We start from the raw sequence: 14077 nt of genomic DNA on the forward strand, positions 1-14077 counted from the left end.
GCATTGCGGGATATGTATGAGACTGGCCGCCATTCCCGATAGCACAGCTCTGATGCTACACTGTTTTCAGTCCTCATTACCTCATCAAATAAATTTATGACTACCGCTGATTTCAAACGCCCTAAACTAGAACTCCCAAACGGGGCTGATAAACTGCTGCTGCACTCCTGTTGCGCTCCGTGTTCTGGTGAGGTAATGGAGGCGATCCAGGCCTCAGGGATCGACTACACCATCTTCTTCTACAATCCGAACATTCATCCGCAGAAAGAGTATCTGATTCGTAAGGATGAGAATATTCGCTTTGCCGAACAGCACGGCGTACCGTTTATCGATGCGGATTACGATACAGATAACTGGTTTGAGCGCGCCAAAGGCATGGAATGGGAACCCGAGCGCGGCATTCGCTGCACCATGTGTTTTGACATGCGCTTTGAGCGGACTGCGCTTTACGCCGCTGAAAATGGCTTCAACGTGATTAGCAGCTCACTGGGCATCTCTCGCTGGAAAAATATGCAGCAAATCAACGACTGCGGTCAGCGAGCCGCCGCCCACTATCCGGGTATGGTCTATTGGGACTATAACTGGCGGAAACAGGGCGGTTCGTCGCGCATGATTGAAATCAGCAAGCGCGAGCAGTTCTACCAGCAGGAATACTGCGGCTGCGTTTATTCACTGCGTGACAGCAACCTGCACCGCAAATCCCAGGGCCGTCCTCTCATTCAGATCGGTAAGCTTTACTACGGTAAAGAAGACGACCAGGCCTGATTTTATGTCACGCCCTCTGTGGCGTGACCGCCTTCCTGTGCATTCCTCTAACAATTGCATGCCCCACCCGGCACGAACAGTAATTTTTAGTCATGAGATGGCTGAAAGTCGATCTGGCATCGAAGCCTGCTGAACGCTCTTAACCGTCATTCATCAAACAACGTTGTCCTTTGTGTAAGGCCGACTCAGTGAGCCGTTATATAAGGCTCCTTCACAAACTCCGCTAACAACCCAGCAGTTGCTTACAGAGCGTAGAAAATGTCACCGCATCGTCCATTTCCACCAGTACGCTCACGTACGCCGCACAGGTGCCAGCCAGTTCAAAGAGATCCGCAGAATCGGGAAGTTGCAGGTGAAGAAGGTGATGAACAGCGCTTTCTTCAGCGTGTACGTATGAAAATCCAGGGGTAGTCGCCATTTAGCATCCTCGTTGTCCAAAAAAAATGTCATGTCATGCTAACGGGTTCCTACGCCCGGTTACGGATGTGCCGCAACGCAGGCACTTTACGACCGCGGAGAAGGGATGAAAAGGGATGCCCCTGAATTACATAAGGTTGCTTAAAAGTTTGCGAGGCGGCTTCCAAAGGGCATTGCCGGGTGGCGGCTGCGCCTTACCCGGCCTACAAAACCGCCAACAAGCCAACCAACCCGCGACACGAACCGTAGGCCCGCGCAAGCGCAGCGCCGCCGGGCACAGCCACACCGTAGCTACCCCTCGCTCATCATCGCCAGAAACCGCTTCACCGTCCGCGAACGCTCAAATCGCCGCCAGCAGAGTGCGATATCGGTATAAAGCTCTGGCGAGCGCAGCGCATGGTAGGTGACATTCGGCGGCGAAATAGCGGCCATGGATTTCGGCACCAGCGCGAACCCGCCGCCCGCGGAGACCATGCTCAGGGAAGAGGAAAGTTGTGAAGATTGCAGCGTGTGTTGCATATCGATCCCGGCCCGCTCGCAGCTGCCGTAAACGCGGTCATACAGCCCCGGCGCGACCTCCTGGGGGAACAGCACCACCGGCGTATCCCGCAGCTCATCCAGCGCCAGATCGCCACACGCCGCCAGGGGATGATCGCGATGCAGCGCCACCACCATCGGCTCCCGATCGAGGATTTTTAATTCGAACACCTTACTGCTTTCGCACGGCAGGCGCACAAAGGCGATATCCAGCTCACCCTCCGCCAGCATCGTCGTCAGCGACGACATATTGGCTTCCACCTGGTGAACCTGCACCGCCATGTTCTGTACCTGAAACTGACGTATCAGGGCGAAGATTTTGGGATGAAAAGCATCTGAACTGGTGATGCCAATCGACAGGCTGCCGTTCAGCCCGCGCGCGATGCCCCGGGCTTTCTCCAGCGCGGCGTCGCTCAGCGCCAGGATCTTACAGGCGTCCTCATAGAAGGCTTCTCCCGCCTCGGTCAGCTCCACGCCCCGCGTCAGGCGCCTGAACAGCGGCGTGCCCACTTCCTCTTCGAGCCGTTTGATCTGCTGACTCAGAGGAGGCTGTGAAATACCCAGCGCTTTGGCCGCCCTGGTGAAGTGTCGCTCGCGTGCTACCGCGACAAAATAGCGCAGATAACGAAGTTCCATATCAAAAACGTCTCAAACCAGCATGGATTCTATATTGGAACTCTCTGCTGAATCGGGTCAACATTTATTTAACCTTTATAAATAAAGTTGAAGAGGACGGGCATGATGATGCATTCATCTGCATGCGACTGTGAGGCGAGTTTATGCGAGACCCTGCGTGGGTTCTCGGCTCAGCATCCTGACAGCGTGATCTATCAGACATCGCTAATGAGCGCCCTGCTAAGCGGCGTCTACGAAGGGGAGACCACCATCGCCGACCTGCTGGCGCACGGCGATTTTGGTCTCGGTACCTTTAACGAGCTGGACGGTGAAATGATTGCCTTCAGCAGCCAGGTGTACCAGCTGCGCGCCGACGGCAGCGCCCGCGCCGCGAAGCCGGAGCAAAAAACGCCGTTCGCGGTGATGACCTGGTTCCAGCCGCAGTACCGCAAAACCTTCGACGGGCCGGTCAGCCGTCAGCAGATCCACGACGTGATCGACCAGCAAATCCCCTCCGATAACCTGTTCTGCGCGCTGCGCATCGACGGCAATTTCCGCCACGCGCACACCCGCACCGTACCGCGCCAGACGCCGCCGTACCGGGCGATGACCGACGTGCTGGATGACCAGCCGGTGTTCCGCTTTAACCAGCGCGAGGGCGTGCTGGTCGGGTTCCGCACCCCGCAGCATATGCAGGGGATAAACGTGGCGGGCTATCACGAGCACTTTATCACCGACGACCGACAGGGCGGCGGCCATCTGCTCGACTATCAGCTGGAGAACGGCGTGCTCACCTTCGGCGAAATCCACAAGCTGATGATTGACCTGCCCGCCGACAGCGCGTTTTTACAGGCCAACCTGCACCCCAGCAACCTTGATGCGGCTATCCGCGCCGTCGAAAACTAACAGGAGAACTACCGTGAACAGTGAAAAACAGTCACGTCAGTGGGCGCACGGCGCCGATATGGTTGTCGGCCAGCTGGAAGCGCAGGGTGTGAAGCAGGTGTTCGGCATACCGGGCGCAAAAATCGACAAGGTCTTTGACTCCCTGCTGGACTCCTCCATCGAGATTATCCCGGTGCGTCACGAGGCGAACGCGGCGTTTATGGCGGCGGCAGTGGGGCGGTTAACCGGCAAGGCCGGAGTCGCGCTGGTCACCTCCGGGCCGGGCTGCTCCAACCTGATCACCGGCATCGCCACCGCCAACAGCGAAGGTGACCCGGTGGTCGCGCTGGGCGGGGCGGTGAAGCGGGCAGATAAAGCGAAGCTGGTGCACCAGAGCATGGATACCGTCGCCATGTTCAGCCCGGTGACCAAATACGCCGTGGAGGTCAATTCGCCTGACGCGATTGCCGAGGTGGTGTCGAACGCGTTTCGCGCTGCCGAGCAGGGCAGGCCGGGCGGGGCGTTTGTCAGCCTGCCGCAGGATATTGTCGACCAGCCCACCACGGGGGCGATTTTACCCGCCAGCACTGCGGCGCTGATGGGCCCGGCGCCGGAGTCAGCCATCAACGAGGTGGCGAAGCTTATCGCGAAGGCCAAAAACCCGGTCATCTTACTCGGCCTGATGGCCAGCCAGCCCGCCAACAGCGCCGCGCTGCATAAACTGCTGGAGAGAAGCCGTATTCCGGTCACCAGCACCTATCAGGCCGCCGGGGCGGTGAATCAGGAACACTTCACCCGCTTCGCCGGACGCGTCGGTCTGTTTAACAACCAGGCGGGCGATCGGCTCCTGCATCTGGCGGATCTGATCATCTGTATCGGTTACAGCCCGGTGGAATACGAGCCGTCCATGTGGAACAGCGGCGACGCCACCCTGGTGCACATTGACGTGCTGCCCGCCTATGAGGAGCGCAAGTATGTTCCCGATCTGGAACTGGTTGGGGATATTGCCGCCACGCTGAATTTGCTTGCCAGCCGAATCGAGCACAAGCTTGAACTCAGCCAGCGCGCCTCGGAAATTCTTGTCGATCGCCAGCATCAGCGGGACCTCCTCGACCGTCGCGGCGCATCGCTTAACCAGTTTGCCCTGCATCCGCTGCGCATCGTGCGCGCCATGCAGGACATCGTGAACAACGACGTGACGCTCACCGTCGACATGGGCAGCTTCCACATCTGGATCGCCCGCTACCTCTACAGCTTCCGCGCGCGTCAGGTGATGATCTCCAACGGTCAGCAGACCATGGGCGTGGCGCTGCCGTGGGCGATTGGCGCGTGGCTGGTCAACCCGGGGCGCAAGGTGGTCTCGGTCTCCGGGGACGGCGGCTTTTTGCAGTCGAGCATGGAGCTGGAAACCGCCGTACGCCTCAACGCCAATATTCTGCACATCATCTGGGTGGATAACGCCTACAACATGGTGGCCATCCAGGAGGAGAAAAAATATCAGCGTCTCTCCGGCGTGGAGTTCGGCCCGGTCGATTTCAAAGCCTATGCCGACGCGTTCGGTGCGAAAGGCTTTGCCGTCGAGAGCGCCGATGCGCTCGAACCGACGCTGCGTGCGGCAATGGATGTCGATGGCCCGGCCGTGGTGGCCATTCCCGTCGACTACAGCGATAACCCGCTGCTGATGGGCCAGCTCCATCTCAGCCAGATTTTGTGAATCAATATAAGGACAGAGAAATGCAAAAAGTGGCTCTCGTAACCGGCTCCGGCCAGGGGATTGGCAAAGCGATCGCGCTTCGCCTGGTGAAGGATGGTTTTGCCGTCGCTATCGCCGATTACAACGAAGAGACGGCGAAAGCGGTAGCCGATGAGATCACCCGCAACGGCGGGAAGGCCGTCGCCGTGAAGGTGGACGTATCTGACCGCGAGCAGGTGTTCGCGGCGGTGGAAAAAGCCCGCACCGCGCTGGGCGGTTTTAACGTCATCGTCAATAACGCCGGGGTGGCGCCGTCCACGCCCATCGAATCCATCACGCCGGAGATTGTCGACAAGGTCTACAACATCAACGTGAAAGGGGTGATCTGGGGCATTCAGGCCGCAATTGACGCCTTCCGCAAAGAGGGGCACGGCGGCAAAATCATCAACGCCTGCTCCCAGGCGGGCCATACCGGCAACCCGGAACTGGCGGTCTACAGCTCCAGCAAGTTCGCGGTGCGTGGCTTAACCCAGACCGCCGCGCGGGATCTCGCGCCGCTGGGGATCACCGTTAACGCCTATTGCCCGGGCATCGTCAAAACGCCGATGTGGGCGGAAATCGACCGTCAGGTCTCCGAGGCGGCGGGTAAACCGCTTGGCTACGGGACGGAAACCTTTGCCAAACGCATCACGCTTGGCCGTTTATCCGAGCCGGAAGACGTGGCCGCCTGCGTCTCTTACCTCGCCGGGCCGGATTCCGACTACATGACTGGTCAGTCGCTGCTGATTGATGGTGGGATGGTGTTCAACTAAATACACAATACTAAAAAGCTCTGACATGAACTTTCCCCTGCTCCCGTGCAGGGGCTTTTTTTTGTCTCGTCAGCCATTGTGCATTACACTGCGCGCTGCAAAACTTTAGTCTTGAGATCTGACAGGCGGTAACAGCGATGAACGGTACAATCACAACGTGGTTTAAAGATAAAGGCTTTGGATTTATCAAAGATGAAAACGGCGACAACCGCTATTTTCATGTGATTAAGGTCGCCAACCCTGATCTGATTAAGAAAGATGCGGCGGTGACCTTCGAGCCAACCACCAACAGCAAAGGCCTTTCCGCGTATGCGGTGAAGGTGATCCCCGAAAGTAAGCACCTCTATATTGCAGGCGAGCGCGTGAAGCTCACCTCGATCAAATCCTTCGTGGTGTTCAGCGAAGAAGAGCCCGTTGATACTAAAATCGACAAAGAGAACGCGGTGCTGTCGGTGGGGCTGCTGATGAACAGCATCAAACCAAAAACCGAGAAAAAGCCGGGCGAAATGCGCACGGTGAAGAAGCTGGCGATCACTACCTTCCAGAACACGACGCTGATCTTCACTGAAGATGAGATCGACATCGACGCCACGGTGAAGCTGCTGAAGTAACGTTTTGCCGGGTGGCGGTTACGCCTTACCCGGCCTACAAAATGCGTGCGGCACTCGCCGCCGCACGGTTTACCCCATCCTGTGCTCGCCCCGCAACATTGCTTCACGGTCAAATACCCGCTGGATCTCCCCGTGCGCCATAAATGCCGCCCGGTCGGACATATGCGCAATCACGTCCGCATCGTGGCTCACCAGCAGGTAGGTCATGCCGTGCTGCGCCTTCAGGCGGTTGAGCAGGTTAAGAATCTCCGCCTGTACCGACATATCCAGCGCCGAGGTCGGTTCATCCAGCAGCAGAAGCTGCGGGCGCAGCAGCAGCGCGCGGGCAATGGCCACGCGCTGACGCTGTCCGCCGGAAAGCTGATGCGGGTAACGCCTGCCCGCATCGGCAGCCAGACCTACCTGTTGCAGCGCATCCGCCACTTTTTCGGCAACCTGGCTTTCGCCGTGGATGTTTAACGGCTCCGACAGGGTGCGGGCAATGGTGTGGTTCGGGTGCAAAGACGCCCACGGATCCTGGAACACCATCTGCACGTTGCGGCGAAGCGCGCCTTCAAAACGTCGTCCTGGCCGTAAATTTTCCCCGAGGACGGAAATGTGGCCATTCCACTCGGGCAGCAGCCCCGCCAGCACGCGCAGAAGAGTCGATTTGCCGCAGCCGGATTCACCGATCAGGCTGAAGGTTTCACCTTTTTCGATGGCAAAACTGGCGGCGGAAACCGCCGTTTTTTCACCAAAACTCACCCGGAGCTGGTTAACCTCAACGAGTGCCATTGTCGTCCTCCTTCCACGGTTGCGAACGGTCGAGCGTCGGCAGCATCTTGCCAAACGTCCCGGCGTTCGGGCGGCAGGTCCAGAGCGTGCGCGTGTAGGGATGGGTTGCCTGCGGCAACTGGCTCGCCGCCATTTCATCAACGTTCTCACCCTGATACATCACCAGCACGCGGTCGCAGTGTTCCGCGACGAGCGGCAAGTCGTGGCTGATTAACAGCATCGCCATCTGCCGCGCCTCGCACTGCTGTACCAGCAGCTCCAGGATCTGGTTGCGCAGGCGTGCGTCCAGCGCGGAAGTCGGTTCGTCGGCGATCAGCACCTGCGGGTTGTTGACGAGCGCAATGGCGATCATCACGCGCTGGCCCATGCCGCCGGAAAGTTCGCCGGGATAGCGCTGGAGCACGTGCTCGTTCAGCCCCACGGCGCGGATGATATCGTGAATGCGCGCCAGTCGTTCGGCGCGGGGCAGGCGCTGATGGAGGGTCAGCGCCTCATCAAGCTGGGCGGCGACGGTTTTCACCGGGTTTAGCGCGTAGCGCGGGTCCTGTAGAACCATCGCAATGCCGTTGCCGCGCAGCGCCTGCCAGCGGCGGCTGTTCAGGGTCAGCAGGTCGTTGCCAAGCACGTTAAGCCGCTTAGCGCTCACGATGCCGGGCTTGCGCACCAGCCCCATCAGGGCGCGGGCAGACATGGACTTGCCGGAGCCGGATTCTCCCACCAGCGCCAGCCGCTCTTTGCCCAACGTAAAGCTCAGGTTGTTGACCACGCGCGTGGCGGGGTAGTCGATATTCAGCGCATCGACGATGACGCGGTGTTCAGTCATGCTGTGGCTCCAGTACGTCGCGCAGGCCATCGCCCAGCAGGTTAAAGGCCAGGCTGGCAAACAGAATCGCCCCGCCTGGAATGGCGGCAATCCACCACTGGTCAAAAATGACCTGCATGCCGTCGGCAATCATCGCGCCCCATTCCGCCATCGGTGGACGCGCGCCCAGACCAAGGAAGCCCAGCCCGGCAGCGGCCAGAATAATCCCGGCCAGATCCAGCGCCAGTCGCACAATCGCGGAGGGCAGGCACAGGGGCAGAATATGGCCGACCAGCAGGCGCGGGCCGCGAATGCCCATCATCTCCGCGGCGGCCAGATAATCGCTGTGGCGCAGACGCTGGATTTCACTGCGCGCCTGGCGCGCATAGGCAGGCCAGGTCGTTAAGGCCAGCGCCAGCGCGCCGTTGACCAGCCCCGGGCCGAGCATCGCCACAAACGCGAAGGCGAGGATCAGGCGCGGCATCGACATCACCACGTCGGTAAAGCGCATCAGGATGCGCTCCATCCAGCCGCCGTAGTAGCCTGACAAAATCCCCACCAGCAGACCGGCGGGGAGGGTAATAACGGTGACTAAGGCCACCAGCCCCAGTGCCGGACGGGTGCCGTAGATTAATCGGGAGAGCAGATCCCGCCCATAGCTGTCAGTACCCAGCCAGTGCTGCGCGTTGGGCGGTTGCAGACGCGCGGCGGCGTCCTGCCAGTTGGGATCCTGCGGCGCAAGCCACGGCGCGAACAGAGCAATAAGCACCAGCAGCGCGATGGCGATCAGCCCGCAAAACGCGGCAGGGGAGCGGCGCAGGCGGCGTAAGAAGAGATAAAACGGCATTAGCGCACCCTAGGATCGGTCGCCCGCACAAGCAGGTCGGTAAGGTTATTGATCAGAACAAAGCAGACGCCAATCAGCAGCGTGCCGCCCATCACGGCGGTGGTGTCACCGGCGAACAGGGCCGTGGTGAGGTAGCGCCCGATGCCCGGCCACGAGAAGACGGTTTCGGTTAATACCGCGCCCTCCAGCATGCTTGTGTAGGCCAGCGCAATCACCGTCAGCAGGGTGCTGCGAATGTTCGGCAGCACGTGACGCAGCAGGATGGTCATCTCTCCGGCGCCCTTGGCGCGGGCGAGCAATATGTACTCTTTGTTCATCTCGCTCAGACAGGCGGAGCGCGTCAGGCGGGTGATACTTGCCAGCGAGTAGTAGGCCAGCAGCAGCACCGGCAGCACCAGGTGGCTGATGGCGTTGCGGAACGCCTCGCGGTCGCCGGAAAGCCAGGTATCTACCAGCGCAAATCCGGTTCGTGGCTCGACGGTGAATTGCCAGATGTCGTCCAGCCTGCCGGGGCCAGCGCTCCACTGTAGTTTCGCGTAGAACAGAGCCAGCATCAGCAGGCCGAGCCAGAATATCGGCACCGAATTGCCGAGCAGGGTGAGCGTTCTGATCGCTAAGTCCAGTGGCGAACCGGCGTAGCGGGCGCACAGCACACCCGCAATTACGCCGAGTACTGTGCCGATAATTAGCGCCAGCGTTGCCAGTTCCAGCGTGGCGGGAAAGGCGTGCAGCAGGTCCTGCAATACCGGCTGACCGGTAGCGCTGGCGGTGCCTAAATCCCCGTGAGCGAGGTTTTGCAGGTAGTGCCAGAACTGCACCGGCAGGGGCCGATCCAGCCCAAGCTGCTGGCGAACCTGATCGTAAGTGGACTGGCTGGCGTGATCGCCGACGATCTGCAATACGCGATCGACCGGGGAAAAGGCAGAGAGCGCAAACGTGACCAGCAGTAGCCCGAACAGCGTGAGCAGGAGAGTCAGCAGACCCTGAAGCACGCGGGTGGAAAGATGTGGCATGGGAAAATCGTTATCCTGAAAATATGCACGAACGACCCCCTCTCCCACGGGAGAGGGAGAGGGGGGAAAAGCTACTTCATAACGCGATCGTACCAGACCATATCCGCGTTCAGCCCCTGCTGATACCCCTTCACGTTATCGCGCACCACGATCTGAGTTTTGCCCTGGTCAACGAACACGTACGGCGAGTTATGCTGTAACTGTTCCTGCATCTTCTTATACAGATCCAGACGTTTCGCCGGATCCGGCTCGGCAACCGCCGCCAGCGTGGCCTTGTTCAGCTCCGGGATTTTCCAGCCGTTCAGACCGGCCACGGTGCTGGACTTCCCGTCGTTCCACGCGAAGGCGCTGGCGTTGGAGTGCGCATCGAAGTAATCCGGGATCCACAGACGAATCGCCGCCTGATGCTGCTTAGCGCGCACGCGGGCGTACACCTGGCTACCCGCAGCGGGCAGCAGATCCACCTTCACGCCACCCTGAGCAAAGCTCGCCTGCATGGATTGCGCGATGGTGATGAACGGTGGTTTATTCTCCACGTCCAGCGTGAAATGCGCGTCTTTGATGCCCGCCTTGGCGAGGATCGCTTTTGCTTTTGCCGGGTCAAACGTGAACGGATTGTCCTCCAGCGCGCCCGGCAGGCCGACCGGCAGGAAGCTCTGATGAACAAAATACTGGCCTTTCAGCAGGTCTTTGGTGATGCCTTCATAATCCACCAGCCAGCGCGAGGCTTCCCAGAACGCTGGATTATTCAGCAGCGGGTTAGCGCTGTTGCCGGTGTTAAACACCAGATAGTTTTGCTCGGCAGAAGGGATGCTAAGCACCTTCACGCCCGGCTTGCCGCTGAGGGCGCTTATCTGGTCTGCACCCAGATCGCGCGCCACGTCCGCATCACCCTGCTGGATCAGCAGGCGGCGGGAGGCGGGATCGGGGACGTTTTTAATGATGATGCTTTTAAGCTTCGGCGCGCCGCCGGGCGCGGAGTCGTTGGCTTCCAGCACGATGGCCTGATGCGGCTGGTAAACGCGCATTTTGAACGCGCCGCTGCCCGCAGAGTGCATTTTTAACCACGCGTTGCCGAAGTCGTTATCCTTCACGTTCGCCGCAACCTGTTTTTCATCGACGATGGAGGCAATCGGCGTGGAGAGAATATTCAGCGCCACCGACGGGCTAACGTCGGCCGTCCAGTGAAGCGTGAGGGTATGGTCGTCCACTTTCTTTAGCTGGCTGGCGATGTTGCTGGCGTCCCAGCCCAGTACGTTGAGGATAAACGCCGGGGATTTGTTCAGCGTCACGGCGCGGGTATAAGAGAAGATCACGTCTTCCGGGCGCAGCGGGTTGCCGGAGGAGAATTTCGCATCGGGTTTAAGCTTGATGGTCAGGGTTTTTGCTGCCGCGTCCGCGTCCCAGCTTTCTGCCAGAACCGGCGTGATTTTTTCCGGATTATCGCGGTCCGGCTGTACCAGACGCTGGTACAGGCTTGGCACGGTCTGGATGCTGGAAAGCTCGTTGGCTTCGGCCGGGTCAAGGCTCACGATATCATCCAGACCCTGGGCGACAACCAGCGTGTTGGGCGGGGTAGCGGCGTGAGCAGCGCTTGAGAGCGCAGCCAGCACCAGTAACGGCAGCAGTTTTTTAGTCATAGCGATCCCTGAATAAAATATATTGTGATTGTTTTATGCACCGTTACGGTAGGCTGGCTGAGGATTTCCTCAAAGTCGAAATTCTGCTTTGCTTATGCCATCCGGGAATAACGCATTCGGTCTGGTTATGAGTCACCTCTCTTTTCGTTCGCTTTTTAACCTGCTATAACAAAATCCTTACCTTTCAGGGAGTCACTGCCGTGCCCGAAATCAATCAACATGGTCAAACCGTTAACGATATTGTCCCGGACTGGAAATGCGCCCGCGCGTTAACCCGTACTCTGCTCACCGGCCAGTATTGCCGCCTGGAGCCGCTGGATGCTGACCGCCATTCGGCTGATTTGTTTGAAGCCTATGCGCTGGGTGACGACAGCGACTGGACGTGGCTTGCCAGCACCCAGCCTGTGAGCGTTGAGGCCACTGCGCACTGGGTGCTGGGAAAGGTGCTGGATGACGACCTGGTGCCCTTTGCCGTTATCGATCTGCGCACCGAAAAGGCGGTAGGGCTGGTCAGCTATATGGCGATAGAACGCTTTCAGGGCTCGGTTGAGATCGGCCACGTCACCTGGTCGCGCAGAATGAAGGGCACCCGCGTGGGTACCGAAGCGGTGTGGCTGCTGCTGAAAAATGCCTTTGAGCATCAATATCGCCGGCTGGAGTGGAAGTGCGATTCGATGAACATCGCCTCACGCAACGCGGCGGAGCGGCTGGGGTTTGTCTGGGAAGGGCGACTGCGCCAGAAGCTGGTGCGCAAAGGCCGCAACCGCGACAGCGATATGCTCTCGATTATTGACGGCGAATGGCCGGAAAAGGATGCGGCTCTGCGGGCCTGGCTGGCAGCGGAGAATTTTGACGGGGAAGGGCGGCAGGTCAGGCGGTTAGAGGAATTTCGGACGTAAAAGCCTTACCCTTCACCTCAACCCTCTCCCCAAAGGGGAGAGGGTGTTCAAGTTCCCTCTCCCCTTTGGGGAGAGGGTTAGGGTGAGGGGAGAAGTTCGCACTCAGCGGCGAACCGGCGCCCCGTTCGCCACATAATACGCCGCCGTGCTCTTCGCCAGCGGCTCGCGCCCGCGAATGGCGTCGGCAATCTTTTCGCCAATCATGATGGTGGTGGCGTTCAGGTTGCCGGTGATAATCTGCGGCATAATCGACGCATCCACTACGCGTAACCCTTCCAGCCCGTGAACGCGGCCTTCGCCGTCGACCACCGCCATTTCGTCGTAGCCCATCTTGCAGGTACCGCACGGGTGGAAGGCGGTTTCGGCGTGGTTGCGCACGAACTCGTCCAGCTGTTCGTCGGTCTGGCATTCGACGCCCGGGCTGATTTCACGACCGCGATACTTGTCCAGCGCAGGCTGGTGCATGATCTCGCGGGTGATGCGGATCGCGTCGCGGAACTCCTGCCAGTCCTGCTCGTGGGACATGTAGTTGAACAGGATCGCCGGATGCTGGTGCGGATCGCGCGACTTGATGCGCACGTGGCCGCGGCTCGGGGAGCGCATGGATCCAACGTGGCACTGAAAACCATGCTCTTTCACCGCGTTCGAGCCGTTGTAGTTAATCGCCACCGGCAGGAAGTGATACTGAATGTTCGGCCACTCGAACTCCTCGCGGCTGCGGATAAACCCGCCTGCTTCGAAGTGGTTGCTCGCGCCCACGCCCGTGCCGCCAAACAGCCACTCCGCGCCAATCTTCGGCTGGTTCCACCATTGCAGGGCAGGGTAGAGGGAGACCGGCTCCTTACATTCATACTGAAGATACATCTCCAGGTGATCCTGCAAGTTTTCACCCACCCCGGGTAAATCATGTACCAGCGGGATATCAAACTGCTTCAGCAGTTCAGCGTTGCCCACGCCGGAGCGCTGGAGGATCTGCGGAGACGCGATGGCGCCCGCGCACAGCAGTACCTCTTTCTTCGCTGTCGCTTTTGACGGAATGGTGCTTTCGCCTTCCAGCCACTCGACGCCCACCGCGCGCTTGCCGTCAAAGATAATGTGATCGGTCATGGCGTGGGTGCGGATGGTCAGATTCGGGCGCGGTTTGGCCTGATCCAGATAGCCGCGCGCGGTGCTGGCGCGTCGGCCCTGCGGCGTGACCGTGCGATCCATCGGGCCAAAGCCTTCCTGCTGATAGCCGTTGAGATCGTCGGTGCGCGGGTAGCCCGCCTGCACGCCTGCCTCCACCATCGCTTCAAACAGCGGGTTCACACCCGGCTTAGAGGTGGTGACGCTCACCGGACCGTCGCCGCCGTGGTAGTCGTTCGGCCCCACGTCGCGGGTCTCTGCCTTGCGGTAGTAGGGCAGGCAGTTGAGATAGCTCCAGTGCTCCAGACCCGGTTCTTTCGCCCAGTTGTCCAGATCCATTGCATTGCCGCGCACGTAGCACATGCCGTTGATCAGCGACGAGCCGCCCAGCCCTTTACCCCGTCCGCACTCCATGCGGCGGTTGTTCATGTAAGGCTCTGGCTCGGTTTCATACGCCCAGTTGTAGCGCTTGCCCTGCAACGGGAAGGCCAGCGCGGCAGGCATCTGGGTGCGGAAGTCAAAGCGGTAGTCCGGCCCGCCCGCCTCAAGCAGCAGGACGGTGGTGTTTGGATCTTCAGTCAGTCGTGTTGCCAGTACGTTGCCGGCAGAGCCGGCCCCGATAATGATGTAGTCAAATTGCAA

General features: G+C 59.6%; 14 protein-coding genes. 6 read left to right on the forward strand and 8 right to left on the reverse strand.

Annotation, left to right across the window (positions count from 1 at the left end):
* Positions 1 to 96: 96 nt before the first annotated feature.
* Positions 97 to 765, forward strand: a complete 669-nt coding sequence (locus ACOTZD_RS09475) for an epoxyqueuosine reductase QueH (protein ID WP_023296073.1) — start codon at positions 97 to 99, stop codon at positions 763 to 765.
* 223 nt (positions 766 to 988) lie between these two features.
* Here ACOTZD_RS09475 and ACOTZD_RS09480 read toward each other — a convergent pair whose 3' ends face one another.
* Positions 989 to 1183 (reverse strand): hypothetical protein, encoded by a 195-nt coding sequence (locus ACOTZD_RS09480; protein WP_023315576.1) that lies wholly within the window; start codon positions 1181 to 1183, stop codon positions 989 to 991.
* A gap of 290 nt (positions 1184 to 1473) precedes the next feature.
* Positions 1474 to 2355, reverse strand: a complete 882-nt coding sequence (locus ACOTZD_RS09485) for a LysR family transcriptional regulator (RefSeq protein WP_003858850.1) — start codon at positions 2353 to 2355, stop codon at positions 1474 to 1476.
* Between the two features lie 105 nt (positions 2356 to 2460).
* Here ACOTZD_RS09485 and budA point away from each other — a divergent pair, with 105 nt between their 5' ends.
* The 4 genes from budA (at position 2461) to ACOTZD_RS09505 (ending at position 6335) form a co-directional block, all read left to right on the forward strand.
* Positions 2461 to 3240: an acetolactate decarboxylase gene (gene budA, locus ACOTZD_RS09490; protein ID WP_003858848.1), complete on the forward strand. Its 780-nt coding sequence runs from the start codon at positions 2461 to 2463 to the stop codon at positions 3238 to 3240.
* On the forward strand, positions 3212 to 4933 hold the full coding sequence (alsS, locus tag ACOTZD_RS09495) for an acetolactate synthase AlsS (protein ID WP_153647754.1): 1722 nt from the start codon (positions 3212 to 3214) through the stop codon (positions 4931 to 4933). Before budA ends, alsS begins: the two co-directional genes overlap by 29 nt.
* A 20-nt stretch (positions 4934 to 4953) precedes the next feature.
* Positions 4954 to 5724: a (S)-acetoin forming diacetyl reductase gene (locus ACOTZD_RS09500; RefSeq protein ID WP_003858846.1), complete on the forward strand. Its 771-nt coding sequence runs from the start codon at positions 4954 to 4956 to the stop codon at positions 5722 to 5724.
* Positions 5725 to 5861: 137 nt separating this feature from the next.
* The gene (locus ACOTZD_RS09505; protein WP_032608799.1) at positions 5862 to 6335 is read left to right on the forward strand and encodes a cold-shock protein; all 474 of its coding nucleotides are present in this window, start codon (positions 5862 to 5864) and stop codon (positions 6333 to 6335) included.
* A 69-nt stretch (positions 6336 to 6404) separates the two neighbouring features.
* Here the strand turns inward: ACOTZD_RS09505 and ACOTZD_RS09510 are convergent, their stop codons facing one another.
* From ACOTZD_RS09510 to ACOTZD_RS09530, 5 genes are all read right to left on the reverse strand, one after another.
* Positions 6405 to 7109 carry an ABC transporter ATP-binding protein gene (locus tag ACOTZD_RS09510; protein WP_045332421.1) on the reverse strand — a complete coding sequence of 235 codons (705 nt, stop codon included), beginning with the start codon at positions 7107 to 7109 and terminating at the stop codon, positions 6405 to 6407.
* Positions 7096 to 7932 (reverse strand): ABC transporter ATP-binding protein, encoded by an 837-nt coding sequence (locus tag ACOTZD_RS09515; RefSeq protein WP_174401985.1) that lies wholly within the window; start codon positions 7930 to 7932, stop codon positions 7096 to 7098. Before ACOTZD_RS09515 ends, ACOTZD_RS09510 begins: the two co-directional genes overlap by 14 nt.
* A complete protein-coding gene (locus ACOTZD_RS09520) occupies positions 7925 to 8758 on the reverse strand; it encodes an ABC transporter permease (RefSeq protein ID WP_003858839.1) in 834 nt (277 codons plus the stop codon). Before ACOTZD_RS09520 ends, ACOTZD_RS09515 begins: the two co-directional genes overlap by 8 nt.
* Positions 8758 to 9771, reverse strand: coding sequence for an ABC transporter permease (locus ACOTZD_RS09525; protein ID WP_022650553.1), 1014 nt, complete (start codon positions 9769 to 9771; stop codon positions 8758 to 8760). Before ACOTZD_RS09525 ends, ACOTZD_RS09520 begins: the two co-directional genes overlap by 1 nt.
* A 71-nt stretch (positions 9772 to 9842) precedes the next feature.
* On the reverse strand, positions 9843 to 11411 hold the full coding sequence (locus ACOTZD_RS09530; protein WP_032608803.1) for an ABC transporter substrate-binding protein: 1569 nt from the start codon (positions 11409 to 11411) through the stop codon (positions 9843 to 9845).
* 200 nt (positions 11412 to 11611) lie between these two features.
* Here ACOTZD_RS09530 and ACOTZD_RS09535 point away from each other — a divergent pair, with 200 nt between their 5' ends.
* Positions 11612 to 12310 (forward strand): GNAT family N-acetyltransferase, encoded by a 699-nt coding sequence (locus ACOTZD_RS09535; protein ID WP_003858833.1) that lies wholly within the window; start codon positions 11612 to 11614, stop codon positions 12308 to 12310.
* Positions 12311 to 12412: 102 nt separating this feature from the next.
* On the opposite strand, the gene betA is transcribed toward ACOTZD_RS09535, so the two are convergent.
* Positions 12413 to 14077, reverse strand: a complete 1665-nt coding sequence (gene betA, locus ACOTZD_RS09540) for a choline dehydrogenase (RefSeq protein WP_003858831.1) — start codon at positions 14075 to 14077, stop codon at positions 12413 to 12415.

It is taken from the genome of Enterobacter cloacae complex sp. SHL022 (genome assembly GCF_049237785.1).
GTDB lineage: Bacteria > Pseudomonadota > Gammaproteobacteria > Enterobacterales > Enterobacteriaceae > Enterobacter > Enterobacter hormaechei_C.

Bases quoted from the DNA above. Each gene is read 5' to 3' on its own strand.
- budA (WP_003858848.1), top strand. From the start codon at position 2,461: ATGATGCATTCATCTGCATGCGACTGTGAGGCGAGTTTATGCGAGACC.
- alsS (WP_153647754.1), top strand. From the start codon at position 3,212: ATGCGGCTATCCGCGCCGTCGAAAACTAACAGGAGAACTACCGTGAAC.
- ACOTZD_RS09475 (WP_023296073.1), top strand. From the start codon at position 97: ATGACTACCGCTGATTTCAAACGCCCTAAACTAGAACTCCCAAACGGG.
- ACOTZD_RS09480 (WP_023315576.1), bottom strand. From the start codon at position 1,183: ATGGCGACTACCCCTGGATTTTCATACGTACACGCTGAAGAAAGCGCT.
- ACOTZD_RS09505 (WP_032608799.1), top strand. From the start codon at position 5,862: ATGAACGGTACAATCACAACGTGGTTTAAAGATAAAGGCTTTGGATTT.
- ACOTZD_RS09485 (WP_003858850.1), bottom strand. From the start codon at position 2,355: ATGGAACTTCGTTATCTGCGCTATTTTGTCGCGGTAGCACGCGAGCGA.
- ACOTZD_RS09525 (WP_022650553.1), bottom strand. From the start codon at position 9,771: ATGCCACATCTTTCCACCCGCGTGCTTCAGGGTCTGCTGACTCTCCTG.
- ACOTZD_RS09500 (WP_003858846.1), top strand. From the start codon at position 4,954: ATGCAAAAAGTGGCTCTCGTAACCGGCTCCGGCCAGGGGATTGGCAAA.
- ACOTZD_RS09520 (WP_003858839.1), bottom strand. From the start codon at position 8,758: ATGCCGTTTTATCTCTTCTTACGCCGCCTGCGCCGCTCCCCTGCCGCG.
- ACOTZD_RS09530 (WP_032608803.1), bottom strand. From the start codon at position 11,411: ATGACTAAAAAACTGCTGCCGTTACTGGTGCTGGCTGCGCTCTCAAGC.
- ACOTZD_RS09515 (WP_174401985.1), bottom strand. From the start codon at position 7,932: ATGACTGAACACCGCGTCATCGTCGATGCGCTGAATATCGACTACCCC.
- ACOTZD_RS09510 (WP_045332421.1), bottom strand. From the start codon at position 7,109: ATGGCACTCGTTGAGGTTAACCAGCTCCGGGTGAGTTTTGGTGAAAAA.